Below are 22,917 nucleotides of genomic sequence, written 5' to 3'. Positions count from 1 at the left end.
TCTGAACGACCGGGGAGGGGCGTCGACACGATGACGATCATGACGCAGCCACCCGCTGGCACGGAGCCGCCTGAACCCGTGGTCCGCGCCCGCAAGCCCCTGGATCCCGAGGAGTTCGCCGCCCGTTCCTTCATGGAGCCGGGGTGCCTCGAGGCGCATCTGGCGCAGGAGCTGTTCGCCGCCCAGCAGGCGGAAGCCCGCGCCTACGCAGAGCACCTCCGGAGGATGGCGATGTTCTGGGACGAGTCCAGCGATGATGGCGACCTGTACGCGATCCTCGTCGCCGACGCCCGGCGGATCACCGTCAACCAGGCCAGCACGCAGCTGCATGCCGCCTACACCGCGGTCACGGGCTTCCCGCACACCCTCGCCCGGCTCGAGGCCGGAGACCTCCCGGCCCACTGGTTCGAGCTGATGCTCCGGCGCGTCCGCCGCCTCACCCCGGACCAGTGCCGGCAGGTCGATGACCGCGTCTCTGCCTGGGACCTCGCCAACATCCCCTCCGACCGATTCACCCGGGAGCTGGGCAAGCTGATCGCCTGGTTCGGCGCGGCCGCTGTCCGCGAAACCCCTGCTGAGCAGCGAAATGTCGGGCTCGAGGTCAACCGCGATCACGACGGAACCGCCCGCCTCGCCATCACCGGGCCGGTCCACGAGATCGTCGGTCTCTCACACCGTCTGGACGCCGCCGCGCGCGCCGTCCAGAACGACCAGCGCCATGCGGTCGACGAAGGCCGCCCCGCACCGTTCGACATCGACGGCGACGTCTCCCGCGACGGCCACCACATGACCCTTGCGGCCCTGCGATACGCGATCCTCACCCGCACCATGCTCGACACCGCGGGCGTCGAGGTACCCGGAAGCCGATTCCGACTCCAGGTCGTCGTCCCGGCCATGACCCTGCTCGGCGAGTCCGACGCCCCCGGCACGATCGACGGCACGATCCCGCTGCCCGCCCCGATGGCCCGCCATCTCGCGGCCGGCGAGCCCACCTGGTACCGGATCCTCACCGATCCGTCCGACGGCACCTTCCTCCCTCTTCCACCGACGAGGTATTCGCCGACGACCACGATGCAGGAGCATCTCCGCCTGCTCGATCCGGTCTGCGCCGTTCCCGGGTGCACCAGAAATGTCTGCACCGTCGGGGAATCCGATCATATCGAAGAATACGATCACGATAATCCAGAGAAGGGCGGCCAGACCTCCATCGAGAATCTCCATCGATTGTGCTGGAAACACCACATGATGAAGACGCGAGGGCTTCTCGATCCGGTTCGCGGCCCGGATGGCAGCACGACATGGCATATCGGCGAGATCGAACGCCTGAGCGCCCGGCAGAACCGCGACCTGCTCACTCCGGAGATCGCCGCCGCCCTCCAGCATTCGTGGGATGTCTACGAAGAGATGCTCGCATGGGATGACGCCCGGTGGCGTGGGCTTCTCCAGGACGCCGAGTCACCGGCCCCAGCACCGGTTCCGGTTCCGGAACCGGAGCCGGAACCGGACCGGTCGTCGATCCCACTTGCCGATGTCGTGCCGGTCAGGGTCCCGTACACGGATCCGGCGACGTACCCCGACCCTCCGTTCTGAGGGTCGGCGCAGGCCCGCGCGCCCTCAGTGGTTCCGAGCCACCCAGCCCTCGCCGCACTCGCCGCCGTTCTCTGCGGTCTCGATCCTCACCTCATCGCCCTCCGCGTCGAGGAGCGGCTGGTACATGGACGCCACCTCTCGACTGCCCTCGGGGATGTAGTGGAAGATCAACGAGCGCCGGAAGCGGTCGGCGCTGGAGTTGGGCTTCGAGCCGTGCACGAGGCTGCCGTGGAAGATCAGCATGTCGCCGGCCTTCATGTCCGTCTGCACGACGCGGAGGTGGTCGGGGATGCTCACGGTGATCGAGGTGAACGACTCGGTCGCATCGGCCTCCTCCGGGCAGACGATCTCGTAGCGGTGCGTGCCGGGGACGACGCCCAGCGCACCGTTCTCGGCGTCGCAGTCGTCCACCGCGATCCAGGCCGCGATGCAGGTCTCGGGATGCGACTGCAGGAAGAGGTTGTCCTGGTGCATGGCCTGGCCGCGAGCCCCGGCGGGCTTGAAGTAGAACATCGACTGCGCCGCCCACACGGGGCCGACGGCCTCGACGACTCGACCCATCACGCGCTCCTCGAGCAGCCAGCGCCTCGCGAGCACGCCCGGCGCATGCTCGTCGCGGTGCGGCTGGATCATCCGCGGGTAGGCATGCAGCGGATCGTCCTCGCCGGTCTCGTCGAACGCGCCGCCGGTGCCGTCGGTCTCGATGTGGGTGGTGAACGTGTCGCGGAGCTCGGCGATCTCCTCGGCGCTCAGCACCCCGCGCAGATGCACCGCTCCCCCGCCCTCGTACGCCGCCGCCAGCTGGTGCGGCGTCGCGACGGCGGCATCGAGGATCACGAGTTCCGACGCATCGGCCGTCCCGGTGTCCGCGGTCAGGCTGAGTCCCTGTGCAGTGGTTCCCTGAATAGTGGTCATGGTGTCAGTCTGGTTCCCTGGGCCACCACGGACCAGGTGATCGGAGGTCACGGACATGGACGATCCTGCTGTGCGTCGTCAGGTAGCGCCGGTCGAGGTGCCGCCCCCGGAGACCGGACGGGTGCTGGCCGGCGAGTTCCACCAGGACGCCGGCTATCACGTGCGCCGCACCCGGGGCACCGCGGACTGGCTGCTGCTGCACACCGTCGGCGGAGGCGGACTCGTGCGCACCTCCGAGACCCACGTGCTGGCCACGGAGCCCGGCGAGGCCGTGCTGCTGCATCCCGGCACGCTGCACGACTACGGCACCGATCCTGCCGCCGGGCACTGGCACCTGCTGTACTGCCACGTCCACCCGCCCGCGACCTGGCTGGCCCTGCTGGACTGGCCCGAGGCGGTATCCGGTGGGTCCGCATCCGGTATCGGTCGCATCCGTCTCGGCGCGGAGGTGTCCGCGCGCGTGCAGCAGCAGCTGCGCGGGGCCGCCCGAGCCACGCGCCTCGCCGTCGGCCGCCCCGAGCTGTTCGCCCTCAACGCGATCGAGGCGGCCCTGCTCTGGTACGACACCCAGAACCCGCGGCAGCGCCAGCTCGACGAACGCGTGCTGAGGGTGCTCGAGCACCTCGATGCGCACCTCACCGAGGATCTCGATATCGCGCGCCTCGCGGACGTCGCCCACCTCTCCCCCTCCCGTCTCTCGCACCTGTTCACCGCGCAGGTGGGCACGCCGATCTCGCGGTACATCGAGGCGCAGCGGATGGAGCTCGCCGCCCGGCTGCTGGAGATGACGGGAGAGCCGATCTCGGAGGTGGCCCGGCGCGTGGGGTTCCGTGATGCGCTGTACTTCTCGCGCCGCTTCCGGGCTCTGCAGGGCGCGAGCCCGTCGGCCCATCGCGCGCGGCACCGCTGATCGCACGTAGTCCCTCTTCGCCTGCGCGGGGACGCACGAGAGTGATCAGCGAGAGAGTCTTGACCCTGTGGTGGGAACATGGTTTCTGATCGAGGCGCGCCGTGGCGAACGCACGGCCCACCTCGAACCCGGAGCCCGCCCATGACACCCCTGCACACCGTGCGCGCCCCGCTCGCCCCGTTCCAGCTCCTCCGCACGCACCTCCGCCCCTACCTGCTCCTCAACGCCTTCGCCTACGGGCTGCTCCTGCTCGGCATGGCGCTCGGCCTGCTGTTCCCCGGCCTCAGAGCGGCGACCATCGGAGCGATGGACGCCAGCGGCGACACCGACCTGGTGCTCTCGATCATCAGCAGGCCGTGGCTGTTCGCGGCCGTGATCTTCGCGGTGAACATCGGCCGGATCGCGCTCTCCTCGATCCTGCTGCCCTCCCTGCTCGTGCCCTTCTCCGGCATCGTCGTCTTCGCCTACTTCGCCCTGCGGTCCGGCATCACCCTCGCACCGGTCGACCACGTGACCGCGATGACCCTCATCCCGCACTCCCTCACCATGCTCATCGAGTTCCAGGCCTACATCCTCCTGCTGCTCGGTGCCTATCTCCTGGGCAGGTCGTGGCTGTGGCCGGCGACCGTCGAGGCCCCGACGAGGCGCCAGGGATGTGCTCGCGGACTGCGGCTCATCGGCCGTCTCGCACTGCCCGCGCTCGTGCTGTTCGTCGTCGGCGCGATCTATGAGGCCTTCTCCCTCAGATACTTCGTGCCCCTCCTCGTCACGGGCTGACCTGCCACCCCGCACCCGGAAGGATCATCAGATGGCGTGGAGCACGCAGCAGCTCGCCACGATCGCGAACACCACGGTGAACACGGTGCGGCACTACCACCGCATCGGCCTGCTCCCCCAACCCGAGCGGTCCGGCAACGGCTACAAGCGCTACGGGATCCCTCATCTGGTGCGGCTGCTGCGGATCCGTCGCCTCCGCGAACTGGGGATCGCGCTCACGCAGATCGCCGCGATGGACCACGACGATGCGGCCTCCCTCGACGAGCTGCGGTCCCTCGACGCGGAGCTGAGCACGACGATCGAACGCCTGACGCGGGTGCGCGCGGAGCTGGCGCTGCTCCTCGCCCACGAGGTACCGGCGCAGACCCCGCCCGGCTTCGCGGAGATGGCCCAGGAGTTCTCCCCGAGGCAGCAGTCCCTGCTCGCGGTCTACGCGACCGTCTTCGACGAGCCGACTCTGGAGGCGTTCCGTCGGGCGCTGTCCGACCCGGATCCGACCGACGAGGAGTTCGACCGTCTTCCCGCGGACGCGACCGACGCCGACGTCGCCGACCTCGCCCGACGCATGGCACCGGCAGCGCGACGGCAGCGACGCGACCACCCCGAGCTGGTCGATGCCGCCGAACGCTCGCCCCACGGGGAGGCCGCCGCCGGGCTCATCCTGGCGCACGCCGTGGTCGAGCTGTACAACCCGGCGCAGCTGCGCGTGCTGCAGCGCCTGGACCAGATCCGCCAGGATGACGCACCGGCAGATCGCCCCTGACGGCGAAGGCCCCTCCGGCGCCGCCGCGGGGCGGGCTGGAGGGGCCTTACGAGATACCGGTGATCAGGCGTCGACCACGACCGCCATGACGGCCGGCTCACGACGGTAGGTGCGTCGCAGGTAGCCGCTGACGGCCTCCACGATGATCTCCTCGAGCTGGCCGATGTCATCGATCTTGTCGTCCTTGGCGCGCTTGAGCGCCTTGTCGACCTGGGCCGATGCGCCCTCGAAGGTCTTGTCGTCGTGCACGAAGCCCTTGGTGATGAACTCGAGCGGCTCGGTCGGCTGGTTGGTCTTGGGATCGATCAGCGCCACGACGGTGACGACGCCGCCGCCGCTGAGCAGACGACGCTCGGCGAGGGTGTCCTCAGTGGCGGTGCCGATGGTCTGACCATCGACGTAGACCAGCCCGGCCTCGACCTTGCCGGAGATCTTCGCGCGGCCGTCCACCAGGTCGACCGTCGTCCCGTCCTGCGCGACGACGATGCGGTCCTCGGGGACACCGGTGCGACGAGCGAGCTCGGCGTTGGCGTGCATGTGCTTGGACTCGCCGTGCACCGGCATGACGTTGCTGGGGCGCACGATGTTGTAGCAGTACACGAGCTCGCCGGCGCTGGCGTGGCCGGAGACGTGGACCTTGGCATTGCCCTTGTGGACGATGTTCGCGCCGAGATCGGTGAGCTTGTTGATGATCCCGTAGATCGCGTTCTCGTTGCCGGGGATCAGCGAGCTGGCCATCAGCACGGTGTCGCCCTCGCCGACGCGGATCTGGTGGTCGCCGTTGGCCATGCGCGCGAGCGCGGCCATCGGCTCACCCTGCGAACCGGTGCAGATCAGCGTGATCTTGTGGTCCGGCATCGACTGGATCTTGCGGAAGTCCACCACGAGACCCTTGGGGATGGTCAGGTAGCCGAGGTCGCGGGCGATGCCCATGTTGCGCACCATCGAGCGGCCCACGAAGGCGACCTTGCGGCCGTTGGCGTGAGCGGCGTTGAGCACCTGCTGGATGCGGTGCACGTGGCTGGCGAAGCTGGAGACGATGATCCGTCGCGGCGAGGTGGTGAACACCTGATCGATCGCGGGGTTCAGATCACGCTCGGACATCGTGAAACCGGGGACCTCGGCGTTCGTGGAGTCCGTGAGGAAGAGGTCCACACCCTCCTCGCCGAGGCGCGCGAAGGCGCGCAGGTCGGTGATGCGATCGTCCAGCGGGAACTGGTCCATCTTGAAGTCGCCGGTGTGCAGCACCATGCCCGCCTTGGTGCGGATCGCGACCGCGAGGGCGTCGGGGATGGAGTGGTTGACCGCGACGAACTCGAGGTCGAACGCGCCCATCTTGCGGTGCTCCCCCGCCTCGACCTGGATGGTCTTCGGGGTGATGCGGTGCTCCTTGAGCTTGGCCGTGATGAAGGCCAGGGTCAGCTCGGAACCGATGATGGGGATGTCGGCCCGCTCCTTGAGCAGGTACGGCACGCCGCCGATGTGGTCCTCGTGCCCGTGGGTGAGCACGATGGCCTCGATGTCGTCGAGGCGGTCACGGATGGACGTGAAGTCCGGCAGGATCACGTCGATGCCGGGCTGATGCTCCTCGGGGAAGAGCACGCCGCAGTCGACGATGATCAGCTTGCCGCCGAACTCGAACACGGTCATGTTGCGCCCGACCTCGCCGAGGCCGCCCAGGGCCGTGATGCGCAGGCCGTTCTTGGGCAGGCGCGGGGGCGCGGTGAGCTTGCGGTGGGCAGACGCTACGGACGGGGCTGCGGAGGAGGGCATAGAAGCATCTCGATTCGTTGAAGGGTCAGGGTCTCAAGAGTCGGGTGTCGCGCGCGTCGCAGAGCTCGCAGCAGCGTTCACAGCATTTACCGTACGGCAGTGAGGGCCATCTGGCCGACGACATCCCGCAAGGGGAGACAATCGCCATGGCCGGGCCGACACCGCTGACGCTCCAGCGCACGGCTCCGGCGCGCGCCGGAGACCACGAATCAGGCGGCGCGCAGGTGCGCGAGGATCAGCCCGATCGGGATGCTCACGAGGGTCACGACCAGCACGGCCCGATAGGTCCACAGCGCCCAGGCCGGGCCGTGACCGCCGCGGCCGACGGTGCGGATCATGAGGGCGAGCGCGACCACGAGCAGCACTCCGCCGCCGTCGACGATCAGGGGCGCGGTCAGCAGGGTCCCCGAGATCACGGCGAGGCAGCCCAGGTTCCAGGTGAGCGCCTCGGCCACCACGGTGCGGGCCGACGGGCCTCGCGAGGCCAGCGCGTGCTGGGCGATCCCCAGCGCCGCCTGGAGCACGCCGCCCACGAGCACCTGGAAGGCCGCGGACCAGGAGCCGTGCGCCAGTCCCAGCGGACCGGTCACCGCGGCGACCAGGCCGCCGGTGATCACCCAGAGCAGCGCGAGGCCGCGGAACAGCAGGTCATCCCGGAAGCCACCCGGGGCGCGGACATCACCAGTCATGATCCGCATTCTCCTGCGGCCGACGGGGCGGACGGGAGCCGTGGGCCGGCACTGAGACCAACCAGGCACGCAGTCGCTCAGGCGAGCCGCTCCACCAGGGCGTCGAGGGAGCGCTCGGCCCGGAAGGCGTGCCCGCTGTCGGTGACCACGAGCTCCGGCGGCGTCGACCCCTGCTCCTCCCACACCCCCGCGAGCCGCGCGAAGGCGGCCCGAGTGGCCTCGATCGGGAAGATGTGGTCCCGCTCCCCCGCCTCGAGGATCAGGGGTCTCGGGGCGATCAGGGCGGCGATGTCCGCCATCTCCAGCTCGGGCAGCAGGCCCGGGACGATGTTGCAGGGGCAGTGGCGGATCGAGCAGAGGCTCGCCTCGAAGGTGCAGAAGTAGGTCGCTACCAGGGCTGCCGAGACCGTGGGATCCACGGCGGCGAGCAGCAGCGCGACGGCTCCGCCGCCGGAGCCGCCGGCCACGGCCACCCGGTCGGGGTCCACCCCGGGGAGCTGACGTAGCGCCTGGACGGCGGCGCGGGCGTCGGACACCCGATGCCCCATGACCGGCTGCCCGTGCAGGAGATGCGCGGCCGCGTCGATGCCGCAGGTGTTCTCGGTGGGCTCGTAGGGCTCCGCGCCATCGGCCTGCGGGAAGCGTCGCCTGCCGAAGCTGACCATCTCCGGGCACAGCACCGTGACCCCGGATCGGACCAGCTTGTGGGCGAGGCCGTCGTGGTAGTCGTCGACCGGATCCTGGGCCACCAGATCGTCGATGCCCCGGCCGTGCCCGGCCACCAGCACCACGGCGGCGCCGTGCCCGACGTCCGGGGCCGGGCGCAGGAGGTAGGCGGGGATCTCGGTGCCGTCTGCGGTGCGGACCTGCACCAGAGCCGGTTCGGGGGCCGACGACGATCGCCTCGTCGTGGGGGCATCCGTCGGCCCGACGAGTTCCGCGACGTCGAACCCGCTGGCGGACCCGCTGGCGGACTCGTCGCCCAGACCGAGGAGGACACGCAGGTGGCCGCGCAGCAGCTCAGGATTCGTGGACCGGGCAACCATGCGTTCTCCTCGACAGCGGGGATGATGGCGCGGTACCGGGATCGGCCTGTTCGCCTCGAACGATTCCATAGTGCACCATGCACTCCATGACCCTCGGGAGGGTCCCCGCCCGATCACCCTGGACCGCGAAGGACGTGAGGCCCGATGCCCCGGCGCAGCGCATCGCCCACCATCACCCAGGTCGCCGAGGCGGCAGGGGTCTCCCGCGCGACGGTGTCGCGGGTCCTCAACGGCAGCACCCGGGTCGATCCGGGGATCGCGATCCGGGTCCGGGAGGCCGCAGGCACCCTGCGATACCGCCCGAACCTCACGGCGCGGAACCTGTCCACCGGCCGCACCCTCACGATCGCCCTGGTCATCCCCGATCTGGGGAACCCGATGTTCCAGGTCATCCTGCGCGGGATCTCGCGCGCCGCCGAGGCGGACGGCTACAGCGTGCTCGTGGCGGAGGTCGCCTCCCCGGAACGCGAGGCGGCCATCGCCCGGGAGGCGCGCCGGCAGTGCGACGCCGTCGTCCTGGTCTCCCCACGGATGGACGACCAGGTCCTCGACGAGCTCGTGGAACAGATCTCCCCGGTGGTGCTGGTGAACCGGCGCACGACCGACCCGCGCTTCGCCTCGGTCGGGATCGACTACGCCGCCGGGATGAAACAGCTGGTCGAGCACCTCGTGGGATTCGGGCATCGCGATCTGCTCTATGCGTCCGGTCCCCCGCGCAGCGTGGCGAACCGCGAACGGCTGACCGCTCTGCACGCCCTGGTCGACGCGGATCCGGCACTGACCCTGCGATCGATCCGCTGCGGATCCGGACTGGCCGACGGATACCGGGTGGCTGCAGAGGTTCTCGACTCCGGGGCCACGGCAGTCCTCGCCTTCAACGACCTCGTCGCGCACGGCCTCCTCACGCGGATGCACGAGCTGGGGGTCGATGTCCCGCGCGATCTCTCCCTCACCGGCTTCGACGGGATCGAGCTGTCGCGCGTCCTCAATCCGCACATGACCACAGTCGGTCAAGAGGAGCTGGACGCCGGAACGGTCGCGTGGACGCTGCTGCGCCGCCGCATCCAGCGGTCCGACGCGCAGGGACGCCCCGAGCAGGACGACGCCCGCGACGACGTCCTGCTCGAACCGCAGATCATCATCGGCGACAGCACCGGTCCGGTCACTTCCCGGTGACGGCCCGGTCCAGGCGGCTGGAGATATCGGCGAGCACGTCGTCGACCGGCTGCTCGGCGAGGGACTTCATGAACGGCTCGACCTTCACCGGGCCGGTGTAGCCGGCGGCGTGGACGGCGCCCATGAAGCCGGCCAGGTCGATGACGCCGGTGTCGTAGGGCAGGCGACGGTCGAGGTCCTGCTGCTCGTCGCGCTCGCGATCGGCGCGGGCGTCGTTGATGTCCACCGAGACGATGTCGGCGTCGGTGAGACCGGCCAGGTCGTCGGCGCTCTCCCCGGCGGTGTACCAGTGGTAGCTGTCCAGGATGATCCCCACGTTCGTGGCGCCGGAGTCCGCGATCAGCTCGCGCGCCTCGCGCAGGGAGTGGATGAACGGGTAGCGCTCGGTGGACCAGAAGGTCTTCGGGCCGATGTACTCCAGGCCGATGCGCAGGCCGGCGTCGGCCAGCAGCTCGGCGACCAGAGCCAGGCGGCTCACGTGCAGGCGCCAGTTGCGCAGGTAGTCGAGGTCGTCGTGCATCGGCCGCATCCAGGTGCCCACGCGGGTCACGCCCGCCGCCCGGAGCAGCTCGAGGGACTCGGGGAGGTCCACGAGGGCCTGGCGAAACTCCGCGGCAGGGGCATCCAGCGGGACGGGCAGGCCGGCCATCCCCCACTCGAGGCCCTTCTCCTGCACAGCGGCGGCATGCTCGGCGACGGCGGCCGTGCCGCCCAGGGTGCGGAAGTGGCCCAGATCGGGGTCGACCCCTCCGAAGCCGTGCCGCGCGGCGAGGTCGATCGAGGTGGTGTGGTCCAGGGGAAGGCCGAGTGCGCCGGCCGAGAGGTTCGAGAACATCCGGAAAGCCTATGCTCGAATCCTTCCCACGTGGTGATACCGGGCACACTGTCCGCCAGGTGGGATGGACCGTCAGCAGCGCGGTCCGGCCGCCGACGGGGTCACGCCGGCGGCGGAGTCCACCTCGGGTCGCGGCCGAGGAAGGCGAACAGCTTCTCCTGCTCGGTGGCGTCGGCCGGGACCGGCTGCTGCTGCCCGAACTGGCCGGTGGGGCGCAGATACTCCTCCGCCGCACTCATCCCGACGTAGGCGTCGTGGACCATGCCAGGGTCGAGGCGATCATCCTGCCCCGAGGAGCGGGCGAGGTCCCAGGTGTGGAAGAAGACGTCACCGGTGAAGAACTCGTCGATCACCCCGGGCAGCGGCCGATCCGATCCCGTGTGCGGGTTCGAATGCAGGTGCCGGTCGGCAGCGGGATCCGCGAAGAGAGCGTGGAGCTGGTTGTCGAGATGGGTCCACGCGCCGACAGGATCCTGCTCGGCCGACGGCCCCTCCTCGAAGCGGAACGTCGAGCCGCCGTGGATCATCGCCGGCAGCCAGGTGACGAGGTGGCCCACGACGTCCCGGGCACGCCACTCCGCGACGGGGGTGGGGGCGTCCCAGTCGGTGACGCCATCGACGGTCGCGGTGAAGCCGGAAGCGATCGCCCGGTACTTCTCCGCGGGAGGCAGCTGGGTCAGAGGCGTGCCGGTGGCGTTCACCGGGCGCCTCCTGCGGTGGCGTCGGCCGCCAGGAGCTCGTCGAGCGCGGCGTAGCCCTCGTGGATCCCCACGTCCATGCCGCTGTCGAGCATCTGCCCGCGCCCCTCGAAGGAGTCGAAGAGCGAGGTGCTGCGCATCCGGGTCCAGCCGCCGCCGAGGTCCTCGAGGCGCATGGTCTCCAGAGAGACGCCGTCGGGCCAGCCGTCGAAGGCGAAGGTCTGGACGATGCGATCCTCGGCGACCTCGTGGAAGCTGCCGTGGAAGGCGTACTCCTCGCCGCTGACGCGGTCGATGTTGGTGAACGCCCAGGCCCCGCCGGTGCGGGCGTCCCAGAGATCGATGCGCGTGGAGAGCGCCTCGGGCCCCACCCATCGCGCGTACAGCTCGGGGTCGGTGTGGGCGCGCAGCAGCTGGGCGGGCGTGGTGCGGAAGTCCCGGACGATGCGGATCAGGGGGACCTCGGGGTCCGCCTCGATGGTGGCGGTGGTCAGGTGATCGGTGGGGCTCGTGTGCTCGGTGGGGTTCATGGCGTGCGCTCCGGGGTGTCGGTGCTGCTCGGGTCATGGGGGTCCGGGCCATGGAAGTCCGGATCATGGAGGAGAGCGTCGAGGCGGGTCAGTCGCGCCTCGGCGGCGATGCGGTGGCGATCGATCCACCTGGTCAGCTCCCCCAGCACCTCGGCATCGAGGTGGACGGGGCGCCGTTGGGCGTCGCGCCGGCGGGTGACGAGGCCCGCCGATTCGAGGACCGTGATGTGCTTGCTCACGGCCTGCAGGGACATGGCGTAGGGGGCGGCGAGCTCGCCGACGGTGGCGTCACCGAGGGTGAGGCGCGAGACGAGGTCCCGTCGCGTGGGGTCGGCGAGGGCCGCAAAGGCTCTCGACAGGGTGTCGTCGTCCATCCCTCCCTTTCTCAACTGGTTGGTTGACAAGAGGAGGCTACGCCGCCGGAGCAGCGTAGTCAACCATGTGGTTGACTACGGCCTTCCGAGAGATGGGAGCGCTGGGCGATCTCCCGTCGCCGAGGTCCTCTCCCGCCGCCGAGGTCCCCTCCCGCCGCCGTGAGGAGTTCGAGACGCAGCAGGTGGGGCTGGCCACCGTGGAGCGGCTCCTCGCGCACCGTGGATCCTTCGGCCGGCTGACTCGAACTCCACGCCGCCTCTCACCGGACCGTGCTCAGAAAGGTTCCCTCCTGGTGGAACCTTTCTGAGCACATCCACGCGAGGCCGCACAAGGCCGCCGGGCCGTGCACGAAAAGGTTCCACGCAGGTGGAACCTTTTCGAGCACAGCTGATCCGGCGGCGGGTCGGGTCCAGGCTTCGCGCGCCGGGCACCAGATCTCCGGAGCTCGGAACTCGGGGCTCGGAGCCCAGAGCCCAGAGCCCAGAGCCCAGAGCCCAGAGCCCAGAGCCCAGAGCCCAGGCTCACTCCCCCAGCTGGAGCTCCACGGTCACGAAGGAGTGCGCGGGCAGGGTGATCTCGAGGCCGCGTTCGTGGTCGCGGACGTCGGTGAGCTCGGCCGGGGCGACCGCCTCGGGCTGCTCGGGGGTGTTGTGGGCGGCGGAGCTCGCACCGGTGAGCACGCGCGCGGTGTGCCCGGTGACGGTGCGTCCGCGCAGGTCCAGCACGAGGGTGCGCTCCTGCGCATGATCCAGGTTCGACAGCGAGATCAGTGCGGTCGACCCGGTGGTGGACGCCGAGGCGGAGATCATCGGCAGGGCGCGGCCGTCGACCTCGGCGGGCTCCTCCGGCAGCAGCACGTGGGCGGCGAGCGCGCGGGCGTCCTGGTGCCCGGCGTTCATCGCGAACACGTGGTACGTCGGGGTGAGCACGAGGGCGCCGGTGTCGGGGTCGGTGAGGATCATCGCCTGGAGCACGTTCACGGTCTGGGCGATGTTCGCCATGAGCAGGCGGTCCGCGTGGCGGTGGAAGCCGTCGAAGTGGATCGAGGCGACCAGCGCGTCGCGCACGGTGTTCTGCTGGTACAGGAAGCCGGGGTTGGTGCCGGGCTCCACGTTCCACCAGGTGCCCCACTCGTCGAACACCAGGCCCACCTTCTTGTACGGGTCGTAGTGGTCCATGACGGTGGCGTGGCGGGCCACGAGCTCCTCGGCCCGGGCGGCGCGGGAGAGGGTGCGGTACCACTCCTGTTCGGTGAACTCGGTGGCGCTGCCCTTGTCCTCCCAGGGGCCCGACATCGTGTAGTAATGCATCGAGATGGCCTGGTAGGGGCCGGCCTTCCCGTCGCGCTTCTCGAGGTTCGTGGCGGCCCGCATGAGCGCCTCGGTCCACGCGAAGTCGTCATCGCTCGCACCGGCCGCGATGCGGGTGACCTCGTTGCCGCCGTGATCGCGCACGTAGGTGGAGTACTGGCGGGCCAGCGCCGCGTAGTCGTCGGCCCGCATGTTGCCGCCGCAGCCCCAGGCCTCGTTGCCGATGCCGAAGTAGGGCACCTTCCAGGGCTCGTCGCGTCCGTTCTCGCGGCGCAGGGACGCCATCGGCGAGTCGTCGGCGCGGGTGAGGTACTCGATCCACTCGCTCATCTCGGCGACCGTGCCGGAGCCGACGTTGCCGTTGACGTACGCCTCGGTGCCGAGCAGCTCCACGAGGTCCATGAACTCGTGGGTGCCGAAGGAGTTGTCCTCGACGATGTCGCCCCAGTGGGAGTTGACCATGCGGGGCCGCTCCTCGCGGGGGCCTATGCCGTCCTTCCAGTGGTAGTCGTCCGCGAAGCAGCCGCCGGGCCAGCGCAGGTTCGGGATCTTCAGCGCGCGCAGCGCGGCGACCACGTCGTCGCGAATGCCGCGGGTGTTGGGGATCTCGGAGTCCTCACCCACGAAGAAGCCCTCGTAGATGCAGCGGCCGAGGTGCTCGGCGAAGTGGCCGTAGAGGTGACGGCTGATGGTGGAGCCGGGCAGGTCGAGGTCGACGACCACGCGGGCAGGGCCGCCCGTCGGAGTGCTGGACGGGCCGGTGGACCCGGTCGCGCCGGCGGCGGGGGAACCGGTGGCGGTCGGGCTCAGGGCCGAGACCAGCCCGGGGGTGAGGGTGCGGGCACGGGCGGTCATGGGTTCTCCTCGGAGGACGTCGAGCGGCAGGGCGTCGGGCGGCAGGGCGGTGAGGCAGACGGCCGGGCCCGACCCGCTCCCGCGGGAGGAACGGATCGGGACCGGCCGACGAGATCAGGCAGCCGGGGTCAGGCAGCCGGGATCAGGCGGCGGGCGTCAGGCTGCCGGGCGGGCCAGACGCACCAGGGTCCAGGAGATCGCAGGCAGGTCACCGACGAGGCGGCCTCCCTCGAGACGCACCGAGTCGTTGGCCGCCGGGACCACGGTCTCGGGGGCGGCCTGGGTGTTCGTGGCGTAGGGGTCCTCGTGGTGCAGGGTGAGGGCCTCGACGACCTCGAGGTCGCCGAAGGAGGCGAGATCCGCGTCCAGGGCGAGGGGGGCGTCGGCCCCGCGGTTCACGACGAACACGGCGAGCGTGCCGGTCTCGTCGTCCCAGGTGGCGACGGCGTCGGCCGCGGAGCTCGACCCGAACCGCTGGTTCTCGAAGCTCGGGGCGTCCAGGCGCACGTCGAGCACCTCGCCCACCGCGTAGCGGGAGGTGAGCGCGAAGGGATGGAACGTGGTCTGCTTCCACGCGCCGCCGCCGGGCTCGGTCATGATCGGGGCGATCACGTTGACGAGCTGGGCGAGCGAGGCGGAGGCGACGCGGTCGCTGTGGCGCAGCAGCGAGATCAGCAGGTTGCCGAACACCACCGCGTCCATCGCGCTGTAGGTGTCCTCCAGGAGCACGGGCGCGACCGGCCAGTCGTCACCGCTGGGCGGGCGGGACTCGGCGCGGTGCTGGTACCAGATGTTCCACTCGTCGAAGCTGATCATGATGCGCTTGTCGCGCTTGAGCTTGGCGCGCACGTGATCGGCGGTGGCCACGACGGAGTCGATGAAGTGGTCCATGTCGTCGGCCGAGGCGAGGAAGGAGGCCTGGTCGCCGTCCTTCTCGGAGTAGTAGACGTGGGCGGAGACCATGTCGACCTGGTCGTACGCCTCCGTGAGGACCGTGTTCTCCCAGGCGCCGAAGGTGGGCATCTGCGAGTTCGAGGAGCCGCACACGATCAGCTCGAGGTCCGGGTTCTCCTGGCGCATGAGACGGGCGGTCTCGGTCGCGAGGCGGGCGTACTCCTCGGCCGTCTTGTGGCCGGCCTGCCAGGGGCCGTCCATCTCGTTGCCCAGGCACCACATCGAGATGCCGTAGGGCTCCGGGTGCCCGTTGGCGGCGCGCTGGTCCGAGAGCGCGATGCCCTGCGGGGCGTTCGCGTACTGGAGCACGTCCAGCGCCTCTGCCATCCCGCGGGTGCCCAGGTTCACGGCGTACATCGGCTCGACGTCGGCCTTCTTCGTCCAGGCCATGAACTCGTCCAGGCCCACGGTGTTGGGGTCGGTGGAGTGCCAGGCGAGGTCGTGGCGGGCGGGGCGGTCCTCGACGGGGCCGACGCCGTCCTCCCACTGGTAGCCGGAGACGAAGTTTCCGCCCGGGTAGCGCACGGAGCTCACGCCGAGCTCACGGGTGAGCTCGAGGACGTCGGTGCGGAAGCCGTCCTCGTCGGCCGACGGGTGGCCCGGCTCGTGGATGCCGGTGTAGACGCAGCGGCCGAGGTGCTCGACGAAGGCGCCGAAGGTGCGACGGCGCACGGGGGCGACACGGAAGGCGGGGTTCAGGGTCAGGGAGACGTTCGAAGACATCGGTGTCGGCGTCCTTCTGGAAGGTAGGGGCTCCGGTCCGTGCGCAGCTGTGCGACGGCCCGTTCTACAACGTTAGCCAGTTCTACAACGTTGCAATAACCTTTCCATACCGTCGTGACCACGTCAACGGGTCTCCGGGATCCGGTCAACGCCCTCTCTCGGGCCGCTCACCGCCGCACCTCACCCGCGCGCCTCCTGCCAGGTGCGAGAATCGACCCCATGCCCCTGCACCCCGCCTCCGGCCGCAAGCGCCCTCCGGCGCTGCGCGATGTCGCCGAGCTCGCGGGCGTCTCCATCAAGACCGTCTCCAACGTGGTCAACGACTACCCGCACGTGAAGGACTCGACCCGGGAGACGGTGCGCGAGGCGATCCTGCAGGTCGGCTACCGCCCGCAGGCCGCGGCGCAGCAGCTGCGCACCGGGGCCTCGAAGATGATCACGCTCGCGGTGCCGGCCCTGACCTTCTCCTACTTCTCCGACCTCGCCCAGCAGTTCATCGACGAGGCGCAACGACGGGGCCAGACCGTCGTCCTGCATTCGACGTCCGGCGGCCGGGAGGCCGAGCGCACCGTGCTCGAGGGATTCAACCGCGTGGTGGGCGACGGCGTGATCTTCAATCCGCTGCTGATCGAGGAGGAGGTGTTCGCGCGCATGGAGCAGACCACGCAGCCCACCGTCTTCATCGGCGAGCACCTGCCCGAGAAGCTGCCCCACGGCAGCGACTACGTGCGGATCGACAATGCCGCCGCCGCCTTCGACGCCACGACCCATCTGCTCGAGTCGGGCCGGCGGCGCATCGCGTTCCTCGGCGCGATCGCCACCAAGCACGGCCTGCAGCCGCACAGCTCCGGCTCCCTGCGCCGGGACGGCTACGTCGCCGCCCTGGAGGAGCACGGGGTCGAGCCGGATGCCGGCCTCGTGCAGGCGGTCGACGACTGGCATCGCCATGACGGGTTCACCGGTGCGCAGGACCTGATGGCCCGGCACCCGGACCTCGACGCGATCGTCTGCGGCAACGACGACCTCGCGATCGGAGTCCTCGCCCACCTGCGCCGACTGGGCCGTCGCGTGCCGCAGGACATCGCCGTGATCGGCTACGACGACACCCCCGACGCCCCGTTCGCCTCGCCCCCGCTGTCCACGATCTCCCCGGACAAGCATGCCCTCGCCGCCACCGCCCTGGATCTGCTGACCGAGCGCATCCAAGGGTTCGACGGGCCGCCCCGGATCGCCGACACCCCGTATTCGCTGGTGATCCGTGAATCCACGGATCGCGCGGCCGGCGACCACGCTCCGACCACCCCGTCATCCACCGCACCCACCGCACCCTGTCTCGAGGAGCTCCCCCGGTGACCATCCCGACCCCCTACGAGGACCTGCTGCGCGAGGTCATGGAGACCGGCAACGCCAAGAGCGACCGCACCGGCACCGGCACCCGCAGCCTCTTCGGCAAACAGATCCGCTTCGACCTCTCCCAGGGCTTCCCGCTGATCACCACCAAGCGCGTGCACACCCGCTCGATCATCCTGGAGCTACTGTGGTTCCTGCGCGGCGACACCAACGCGCGCTGGCTGCAGGAGCGCGACGTGAGCATCTGGGACGAGTGGGCGGGCGCCGACGGCGACCTCGGCCCGATCTACGGTGCGCAGTGGCGCTCCTGGCCCACGGCGGACGGCGGCGTGATCGACCAGATCAGCGACGTCGTCGAGCAGATCCGCACGAACCCGGACTCGCGCCGCCTGATCGTCTCGGCCTGGAACCCGGCCGACATCCCGACGATGGCGCTCGCCCCCTGCCATGCGCTGTTCCAGTTCGAGGTGCACGACGGGAAGCTCTCCTGCCAGCTGTACCAGCGCAGCGCCGACCTGTTCCTCGGGGTGCCGTTCAACATCGCCAGCTACGCGCTGCTGACCCACATGATCGCCCAGCAGACCGACCTCGAGGTGGGCGACTTCGTGTGGACCGGCGGCGACTGCCACATCTACGACAACCACGTCGAGCAGGTGACCCGACAGCTCTCCCGCGAGCCGTTCCCGTACCCCACGCTGACGATCGCGCGCCGGCCCGCGTCGATCCTCGACTACGAGCTCGAGGACTTCGAGATCGAGGGCTACCAGCACCACAAGGGCATCAAGGCCCCGGTGGCGGTGTGAATGCCGCGGATACCCGGATCGGCCTGATCTGGGCGCAGGCCCGCGACGGCGTGATCGGCGCGGACGGCACCATGCCCTGGCACCTGAGCGAGGACCTCAAGCACTTCTCGCGCACCACGAAGGGCTCGCCCGTGGTGATGGGCCGACGCACCTGGCAGTCGTTCCCGCCGACGTTCCGTCCGCTGCCGGGGCGCACGAACATCGTCATCACCCGTGACGATTCTTTCGCCGACGACGGCGCCGTGCGCGCCCGCGATCTGGCCGATGCGCTGCGGATCGCCGAGGAGACGGTGGCGACGACCGGGCAGGTGACCGAGACCGAGGGACCGCCCGACGCCGATTCCCGCCCGACGATCTGGGTGATCGGCGGCGGCTCCGTCTACCGCGAGGCGATCGCGGATGCCGACCTGCTGGTGGTCACCGAGATCGACCTCGAGGTCGACGGGGACACCACGGCGCCCGAGGTGCCGGATCGATTCGGCACGCCCGCGGCCGATCCGGCGACAGGCTGGCACGAGGCGAAGAACGGTCTGCGCTACCGCATCCTCACCTACACCCGCTGATCCGCTCCCGGTCCCACCCCGTCGCGGCGCCCTGGCCTGCCCTGGCTCGACCTGGCCTGGCGCTGCGGCAGGACAGTACAGCGGGCGACGCGGCCTCCTGGAGCCTGGCGACACGGGGCCGGCGGCTCACCCAACCGGTCTGCTCACCCAACCTGTCTGCTCTCCCAAGCCGTCAGCTCACGGAGCCCGGCGGCTCACGGCCAGGGACGGCGGCGTCGTACCCACCTCGAGCTCCCGCAGGTGCAGGTAGCGGCCGGTGCGCTCCTCGTCCCAGGCATGGAAGGCGATCACGTCCTGGCCCTCGGGCCCGATGGTGCACGAGTTGTGGCCGGGCCCGATGAACTCGTCATCGCTCGTCAGCAGCACGTCCTCCCCCGGCGCCGGCACCGTCCAGGGGCCCTCGGGCGACGTCGCCCAGGCCCAGGCCGTGCGATAGCCGGGCCCCTGCCAGGAACCCCCTGACCAGGTCATCAGCAGCACGCCATCGCGCACCACCACGTGCGGACCCTCGAGGGTGTGCCAGTCGAAGCGGCGGCCGTACATCTCCCGATCACGCGCGAAGATCTGCCAGTCCGCATACGGCGCGAGCACGCTCGCCGTCTCCCCGAGCGAGGTCGGCGTGAGCAGCGGCGCGGCCGCCAGGTGAGTGCCCGGCCGCTCATGGTCGAGCACGTCGCGGGCGAAGAACAGCCACCAGCTGCCATCGGGCAGCCGGCACGGGGAGGCGTCGATCGCGAACAGCTCATCCGGGGTGAGGACCACGCCCTGGTCGTTGAAGGGCCCCTCGGGACGCTCGGCCCGGGCGACCCGCAGCAGGTGACCGCGATCGCCATGGCCCACCGAGTAGTACATCCACCAGATGCCGTCGCGCACGCAGACCTCGGGCGCCCAGTAGGAATCCCCCGCCTCCGGCTCGAGGGCCTGCAGCACGGTGCCGATCCCGCGCCACTGCTGCAGATCCGACGAGACCGCCGCCGGGACCGCGCGGCCGCCCGCCACCGGACCGGTCCCGTAGGCGATCCACCCGTCGGCCGTGCGCACCACGGCGGGATCCGCGAGCGGTGTCGACCAGGCGGGATCGGCCCGCCCGACGGGCTCTGTCCGTCCGACGAACTCAGTCTGCCCGGCAGGATCGGCCCGCCCGCTGGGCGCGCGCTCGCCCCTCATCCCTTCAGCCCCGTCGCCGCGATGCCTGCCACGAGATAGCGCTGCAGCACGAAGAACACCAGCAGCACCGGGATCAGGCTGACGGTCGCCGCCATGAACAGGCCGCCGTAGTCGAAGGTCTGCGCGGTGAGGAACGAGGACAGATAGATCTGCACCGTCATCGCATTCTGCCCGTCACCCGCCACCACCAGCGGCCACAGGAAGGCGTTCCACGAACCGATCAGCCCGAGCACCGTGAGCGCGGAGGCGAAGGGCAGCGTATTGGGGAAGACGATCCGGAAGAAGGTGCGGAAGAATCCCGCACCGTCGATATAGGCGGCTTCTTCGATCTCCCGCGGGAAGTTCACGTAGAACTGCCGGAACAGGAACACGTTGAAGGCGCTGAACAGGCCCGGCACGATCAGACCCTGCAGGGTGCCGATCCAGCCGAGCGAGGCGACGATGATGAAGTTCGGGACGAACGCCGTGGTCGCCGGCACCAGCAGCACCACGATGACCAGGATGAACATCGGCTTCGCGGCCGGATGCGGGATCCGCACCAGCGCATACCCGGCGAGCGCCGCGATGAGGATCGACAGCGAGGTCGAGACGATCGCCATGATCGCGGAGTTCATCAGGGCGTCGAGATACCGCGGATCCGCGAAGAGCTCCGGGATGCGCTGCCATTGCGGATCGCTCGGCCAGAACACGAAGTCCTGCGAATAGATCTCGTCGTTCGTGGACAGCGCCGTCTTGATCATCGCGTAGAACGGCACCAGGAACACGAGCGCCAGCACGGAGGCCACCGTATAGCGCAGCACGAGACCGACGCTGCTGCGGTTCTGGCCGACGATGTTGAGCTGTGCGGTCATCGCCGCACCTCCTTCTCCGGCGTCGCCGTCTTCTCCGTCGACCCTGTCGACCCTGTCGACCCTGTCGCCTCGAGCTCTTCCGCGGTCTCTGTCTCTGCCGCGTCGACGGGCCGACGGCGGCGCCCTCGCAGGAACCCGAACCGGCGCTTGGTGGCGTCGTCGTTGGATCCGAAGCCGACCAGCCAGGTCTGCAGGAGCCCGGCGAGGACCATGATCGCGGTGAGCACCAGCGCGCCCGCGGAGCCGCGACCGAAGTCCTGCTGGGGGCCGAGGGCGATGTTGTAGAGGTAGACCAGCGGGGGCCGGGTCTCGGGGTTGTTGCCGGTGAGGTTGTAGAACTCGTCGAACGCCTGGAAGGACGCGATGAGCAGGAGCAGCAGCACCGCGGCGGACGTGGTGCGCAGCTGCGGCAGCGTGATCAGGCGGAACATGGTGAAGCCGCCGGGGTTGAGCCCGTCCACCGAGGCCGCCTCATACATCTGCGTGGGGATCGCCTGGAGGCCCGCGAGGAACAGCAGCATGTAGAAGCCGACCTGCAGCCACAGGCGCACGGTGACCAGCACGATCCACCAGTACGGCGAGGCGGAGAGCCACGCCGAGATCGAGTCGAGCCCGACCACGCCCAGCAGCTGGTTCACGATCCCGGACTCGAGCCCGTTGAACAGCGACAGCCTCCACACCACGCAGGCGACGACATAGCTGCACGCCGTGGGCAGGAAGAACACCGAGCGGAAGAAGGTCTGGAACCTCGGCAGTCCGTTGACCAGCACGGCGAGCGCGAGGGAGACCGCCATCGTCACCGGCACGATGAACACCGCGAACACGAGGAAGGTGCGCAGGGACTGCAGGAACGCGGTGTCGACGAGGAAGCCGCGGAAGTTGTCCAGGCCGACGAACTTCGTGGGCAGCACGGTGCCGCGGGCCTCGAAGAGGCTCAGCGTCCCACCCCAGATCAGCGGCAGGATCGTGAACACGCACAGTCCGACCAGGAACGGGGTGAAGAAGAGCCAGAAGGCGAGTCCGTTCCCCTTGATCCGGGTGGGGCCCGTGCGGGTCGAGGTCGCGGCCGTGGCGTCGGCCCGCGTGGCGGACGGGGCGCTCACGATCCGATCGCCCGGTTGCTGGCCTCCTCGGCCTTCGCCAGCTCCTCGGCCGGGTCGGCACCGTTCTTGAGGATGTTGCTGATCGCGTCGTCGCGCGGTGTGCCGATGTCCCCGGTGTACTCCGGCGGGCCGGTGACCCCCATGTCCTTGGCCATGGTCGCGATCTCCAGGCCGTTGCCCTCCTTGAGCGCCTCCGCCTGATCGGCGACCGCGGTGATCGGCGGGATGTGGAATCCGTAGCTGAGCGCCCAGTCCGTCTGATGATCGGTCTGGTCCACCCACAGCCACTTGGCGAACGCCGTGGCCGCATCGGTCTTCTCGCTGTTGCCGGCGACCTGCTCGTTCCAGGAGCCCATGAAGGCGACCTGGCGGCCGTCCGAGCCGACGGCCGGATGCGGGAACACGCCGATGTCGTCGAGAGCGCCCTCGAGGGCCGGCAGCGCCCAGCAGCCGCCCCAGGTGATCGCGGCGAGGCCCGCGGCGAATGCCGCCGGATCCGCCCAGTCCGAGGGGGCACCGGTGAGGAGCACGTCGTCCTTGATCATCTGCTGGATCGACCCGAGTCCTTCGGCGTAGCCGGGGGTGTTGTAGCCGACCGCGTCCTTCGCCTCGTTCATCGGGGATCCGCCTGCGGCCCAGACCATCGCCCACGAGCTGGCGTCGTAGTTGTTGCCCAGGAACAGGCCCTTCTGATCCGGCGTGGTCAGCTCGGTGGCCGCGGCGACCAGGTCGTCGAAGGTCGTCGGCGGCTCGATGCCGGCCTTCTCGAACAGGCTCTTGCGGTAGTAGAAGTGCTGCGGGTCCAGGATCATGGGGATGCCCCAGATCTTGCCGTCGATCGTGACCGGGCCGAGGGACGCCTCGTTGAACTGGTCCTTGACCGGTTCCATGATGTCGGTCAGGTCGGCGTATCGCCCCTGCTGCGCCTGGTCGACGGCGATCCCGTTGTTCTCGAACACGTCGACGCCGCCGCCCGAGAGCAGGGCGGTCGAGAGCCGGGCGGCGTAATCGCCGGTCACCCAGTTGACCTTCACGGTCGCGTCCTCATAGGACTCGGCGTAGGTCGTGGCGGCATCCTGTGAATCGCCCCGGGTCTGGTGGAGGCTCTGAATCCACGGGAGGATGAGGAGCATGGCAGCACCGAGGAAGTACCCCGACGAG

22 protein-coding genes are annotated in these 22,917 nt (G+C 69.9%); 8 read left to right on the top strand and 14 right to left on the bottom strand.

The window, feature by feature from the left end:
- The first annotated feature begins 39 nt into the window (after nucleotides 1–39).
- Nucleotides 40–1,590 (top strand): HNH endonuclease signature motif containing protein, encoded by a 1,551-nt coding sequence (locus ABD093_RS19395; RefSeq protein WP_343926625.1) that lies wholly within the window; start codon nucleotides 40–42, stop codon nucleotides 1,588–1,590.
- A 24-nt stretch (nucleotides 1,591–1,614) separates the two neighbouring features.
- Here the strand turns inward: ABD093_RS19395 and ABD093_RS19390 are convergent, their stop codons facing one another.
- Nucleotides 1,615–2,505 carry a phytanoyl-CoA dioxygenase family protein gene (locus ABD093_RS19390; protein WP_343926623.1) on the bottom strand — a complete coding sequence of 297 codons (891 nt, stop codon included), beginning with the start codon at nucleotides 2,503–2,505 and terminating at the stop codon, nucleotides 1,615–1,617.
- A gap of 55 nt (nucleotides 2,506–2,560) precedes the next feature.
- On the opposite strand from ABD093_RS19390, the gene ABD093_RS19385 reads away from it, so the two are divergent.
- The 3 genes from ABD093_RS19385 (at nucleotide 2,561) to ABD093_RS19375 (ending at nucleotide 4,955) form a co-directional block, all read left to right on the top strand.
- Nucleotides 2,561–3,415 carry a helix-turn-helix domain-containing protein gene (locus ABD093_RS19385; protein ID WP_193119128.1) on the top strand — a complete coding sequence of 285 codons (855 nt, stop codon included), beginning with the start codon at nucleotides 2,561–2,563 and terminating at the stop codon, nucleotides 3,413–3,415.
- Between the two features lie 141 nt (nucleotides 3,416–3,556).
- Nucleotides 3,557–4,192, top strand: coding sequence for a hypothetical protein (locus ABD093_RS19380; protein ID WP_343926621.1), 636 nt, complete (start codon nucleotides 3,557–3,559; stop codon nucleotides 4,190–4,192).
- Between the two features lie 31 nt (nucleotides 4,193–4,223).
- Nucleotides 4,224–4,955 carry a MerR family transcriptional regulator gene (locus tag ABD093_RS19375; RefSeq protein WP_193119126.1) on the top strand — a complete coding sequence of 244 codons (732 nt, stop codon included), beginning with the start codon at nucleotides 4,224–4,226 and terminating at the stop codon, nucleotides 4,953–4,955.
- A 63-nt stretch (nucleotides 4,956–5,018) separates the two neighbouring features.
- Here the strand turns inward: ABD093_RS19375 and ABD093_RS19370 are convergent, their stop codons facing one another.
- The 3 genes from ABD093_RS19370 to ABD093_RS19360 all read right to left on the bottom strand — a co-directional run bounded on the left by ABD093_RS19370 (nucleotide 5,019) and on the right by ABD093_RS19360 (nucleotide 8,463).
- The gene (locus tag ABD093_RS19370) at nucleotides 5,019–6,728 is read right to left on the bottom strand and encodes a ribonuclease J (RefSeq protein ID WP_343926619.1); all 1,710 of its coding nucleotides are present in this window, start codon (nucleotides 6,726–6,728) and stop codon (nucleotides 5,019–5,021) included.
- Between the two features lie 209 nt (nucleotides 6,729–6,937).
- Nucleotides 6,938–7,417 (bottom strand): hypothetical protein, encoded by a 480-nt coding sequence (locus ABD093_RS19365; protein ID WP_343926617.1) that lies wholly within the window; start codon nucleotides 7,415–7,417, stop codon nucleotides 6,938–6,940.
- A gap of 77 nt (nucleotides 7,418–7,494) precedes the next feature.
- Nucleotides 7,495–8,463, bottom strand: a complete 969-nt coding sequence (locus tag ABD093_RS19360) for a dienelactone hydrolase family protein (RefSeq protein WP_343926615.1) — start codon at nucleotides 8,461–8,463, stop codon at nucleotides 7,495–7,497.
- Nucleotides 8,464–8,607: 144 nt separating this feature from the next.
- Between ABD093_RS19360 and ABD093_RS19355 the strand changes: the two genes are divergently transcribed.
- The gene (locus tag ABD093_RS19355; protein ID WP_343926613.1) at nucleotides 8,608–9,639 is read left to right on the top strand and encodes a LacI family DNA-binding transcriptional regulator; all 1,032 of its coding nucleotides are present in this window, start codon (nucleotides 8,608–8,610) and stop codon (nucleotides 9,637–9,639) included.
- Here ABD093_RS19355 and ABD093_RS19350 read toward each other — a convergent pair.
- The 6 genes from ABD093_RS19350 to arfA all read right to left on the bottom strand — a co-directional run bounded on the left by ABD093_RS19350 (nucleotide 9,626) and on the right by arfA (nucleotide 15,919).
- Nucleotides 9,626–10,474, bottom strand: coding sequence for a sugar phosphate isomerase/epimerase family protein (locus ABD093_RS19350; RefSeq protein WP_343926611.1), 849 nt, complete (start codon nucleotides 10,472–10,474; stop codon nucleotides 9,626–9,628). The genes ABD093_RS19355 and ABD093_RS19350 overlap by 14 nt on opposite strands.
- A 101-nt stretch (nucleotides 10,475–10,575) precedes the next feature.
- Nucleotides 10,576–11,175, bottom strand: coding sequence for a TIGR03086 family metal-binding protein (locus ABD093_RS19345; RefSeq protein WP_319021693.1), 600 nt, complete (start codon nucleotides 11,173–11,175; stop codon nucleotides 10,576–10,578).
- Nucleotides 11,172–11,702 carry an SRPBCC domain-containing protein gene (locus ABD093_RS19340; RefSeq protein WP_343926609.1) on the bottom strand — a complete coding sequence of 177 codons (531 nt, stop codon included), beginning with the start codon at nucleotides 11,700–11,702 and terminating at the stop codon, nucleotides 11,172–11,174. Before ABD093_RS19340 ends, ABD093_RS19345 begins: the two co-directional genes overlap by 4 nt.
- A complete protein-coding gene (locus ABD093_RS19335; protein ID WP_343926607.1) occupies nucleotides 11,699–12,076 on the bottom strand; it encodes an ArsR/SmtB family transcription factor in 378 nt (125 codons plus the stop codon). Before ABD093_RS19335 ends, ABD093_RS19340 begins: the two co-directional genes overlap by 4 nt.
- A 522-nt stretch (nucleotides 12,077–12,598) precedes the next feature.
- Nucleotides 12,599–14,242 (bottom strand): alpha-N-arabinofuranosidase, encoded by a 1,644-nt coding sequence (locus ABD093_RS19330; RefSeq protein ID WP_343926605.1) that lies wholly within the window; start codon nucleotides 14,240–14,242, stop codon nucleotides 12,599–12,601.
- A gap of 156 nt (nucleotides 14,243–14,398) precedes the next feature.
- Entirely contained in the window at nucleotides 14,399–15,919 is a 1,521-nt protein-coding gene (arfA, locus tag ABD093_RS19325) for an arabinosylfuranosidase ArfA (protein ID WP_343926603.1), read from the bottom strand.
- Between the two features lie 219 nt (nucleotides 15,920–16,138).
- On the opposite strand from arfA, the gene ABD093_RS19320 reads away from it, so the two are divergent.
- The 3 genes from ABD093_RS19320 to ABD093_RS19310 are packed head-to-tail and all read left to right on the top strand — an operon-like array spanning nucleotide 16,139 to nucleotide 18,635.
- Nucleotides 16,139–17,272 (top strand): LacI family DNA-binding transcriptional regulator, encoded by a 1,134-nt coding sequence (locus ABD093_RS19320; protein WP_343926601.1) that lies wholly within the window; start codon nucleotides 16,139–16,141, stop codon nucleotides 17,270–17,272.
- A complete protein-coding gene (locus tag ABD093_RS19315) occupies nucleotides 17,269–18,072 on the top strand; it encodes a thymidylate synthase (protein ID WP_343926599.1) in 804 nt (267 codons plus the stop codon). Before ABD093_RS19320 ends, ABD093_RS19315 begins: the two co-directional genes overlap by 4 nt.
- On the top strand, nucleotides 18,069–18,635 hold the full coding sequence (locus ABD093_RS19310) for a dihydrofolate reductase (RefSeq protein WP_343926597.1): 567 nt from the start codon (nucleotides 18,069–18,071) through the stop codon (nucleotides 18,633–18,635). Before ABD093_RS19315 ends, ABD093_RS19310 begins: the two co-directional genes overlap by 4 nt.
- Before the next feature lie 177 nt (nucleotides 18,636–18,812).
- On the opposite strand, the gene ABD093_RS19305 is transcribed toward ABD093_RS19310, so the two are convergent.
- From ABD093_RS19305 to ABD093_RS19290, 4 genes are all read right to left on the bottom strand, one after another.
- Nucleotides 18,813–19,802, bottom strand: a complete 990-nt coding sequence (locus tag ABD093_RS19305; RefSeq protein WP_343926595.1) for a glycoside hydrolase family 43 protein — start codon at nucleotides 19,800–19,802, stop codon at nucleotides 18,813–18,815.
- Nucleotides 19,799–20,653 (bottom strand): carbohydrate ABC transporter permease, encoded by an 855-nt coding sequence (locus ABD093_RS19300; protein WP_193119520.1) that lies wholly within the window; start codon nucleotides 20,651–20,653, stop codon nucleotides 19,799–19,801. The genes ABD093_RS19305 and ABD093_RS19300 overlap by 4 nt, the downstream gene beginning before the upstream one ends.
- The gene (locus ABD093_RS19295; RefSeq protein WP_226851079.1) at nucleotides 20,650–21,756 is read right to left on the bottom strand and encodes a carbohydrate ABC transporter permease; all 1,107 of its coding nucleotides are present in this window, start codon (nucleotides 21,754–21,756) and stop codon (nucleotides 20,650–20,652) included. The genes ABD093_RS19300 and ABD093_RS19295 overlap by 4 nt, the downstream gene beginning before the upstream one ends.
- Nucleotides 21,753–22,917, bottom strand: a 1,165-nt coding sequence (locus ABD093_RS19290; protein ID WP_343926591.1) for an ABC transporter substrate-binding protein, incomplete at its 5' end; no start/stop codon positions are given. The genes ABD093_RS19290 and ABD093_RS19295, both read right to left, overlap by 4 nt.

Origin of the sequence: Brachybacterium tyrofermentans (assembly GCF_039526165.1) — a bacterium.
In the GTDB taxonomy this organism is placed as follows: Bacteria; Actinomycetota; Actinomycetes; order Actinomycetales; family Dermabacteraceae; genus Brachybacterium; species Brachybacterium tyrofermentans.
This window is presented reverse-complemented; position numbering and strand designations above follow the sequence as displayed.

Bases quoted from the DNA above. Each gene is read 5' to 3' on its own strand.
- ABD093_RS19355 (WP_343926613.1), top strand. From the start codon at position 8,608: ATGCCCCGGCGCAGCGCATCGCCCACCATCACCCAGGTCGCCGAGGCG.
- ABD093_RS19395 (WP_343926625.1), top strand. From the start codon at position 40: ATGACGCAGCCACCCGCTGGCACGGAGCCGCCTGAACCCGTGGTCCGC.
- ABD093_RS19380 (WP_343926621.1), top strand. From the start codon at position 3,557: ATGACACCCCTGCACACCGTGCGCGCCCCGCTCGCCCCGTTCCAGCTC.
- ABD093_RS19385 (WP_193119128.1), top strand. From the start codon at position 2,561: ATGGACGATCCTGCTGTGCGTCGTCAGGTAGCGCCGGTCGAGGTGCCG.
- ABD093_RS19320 (WP_343926601.1), top strand. From the start codon at position 16,139: ATGCCCCTGCACCCCGCCTCCGGCCGCAAGCGCCCTCCGGCGCTGCGC.
- ABD093_RS19390 (WP_343926623.1), bottom strand. From the start codon at position 2,505: ATGACCACTATTCAGGGAACCACTGCACAGGGACTCAGCCTGACCGCG.
- arfA (WP_343926603.1), bottom strand. From the start codon at position 15,919: ATGTCTTCGAACGTCTCCCTGACCCTGAACCCCGCCTTCCGTGTCGCC.
- ABD093_RS19300 (WP_193119520.1), bottom strand. From the start codon at position 20,653: ATGACCGCACAGCTCAACATCGTCGGCCAGAACCGCAGCAGCGTCGGT.
- ABD093_RS19350 (WP_343926611.1), bottom strand. From the start codon at position 10,474: ATGTTCTCGAACCTCTCGGCCGGCGCACTCGGCCTTCCCCTGGACCAC.
- ABD093_RS19335 (WP_343926607.1), bottom strand. From the start codon at position 12,076: ATGGACGACGACACCCTGTCGAGAGCCTTTGCGGCCCTCGCCGACCCC.
- ABD093_RS19365 (WP_343926617.1), bottom strand. From the start codon at position 7,417: ATGACTGGTGATGTCCGCGCCCCGGGTGGCTTCCGGGATGACCTGCTG.
- ABD093_RS19330 (WP_343926605.1), bottom strand. From the start codon at position 14,242: ATGACCGCCCGTGCCCGCACCCTCACCCCCGGGCTGGTCTCGGCCCTG.
- ABD093_RS19340 (WP_343926609.1), bottom strand. From the start codon at position 11,702: ATGAACCCCACCGAGCACACGAGCCCCACCGATCACCTGACCACCGCC.
- ABD093_RS19360 (WP_343926615.1), bottom strand. From the start codon at position 8,463: ATGGTTGCCCGGTCCACGAATCCTGAGCTGCTGCGCGGCCACCTGCGT.
- ABD093_RS19370 (WP_343926619.1), bottom strand. From the start codon at position 6,728: ATGCCCTCCTCCGCAGCCCCGTCCGTAGCGTCTGCCCACCGCAAGCTC.
- ABD093_RS19375 (WP_193119126.1), top strand. From the start codon at position 4,224: ATGGCGTGGAGCACGCAGCAGCTCGCCACGATCGCGAACACCACGGTG.
- ABD093_RS19305 (WP_343926595.1), bottom strand. From the start codon at position 19,802: ATGAGGGGCGAGCGCGCGCCCAGCGGGCGGGCCGATCCTGCCGGGCAG.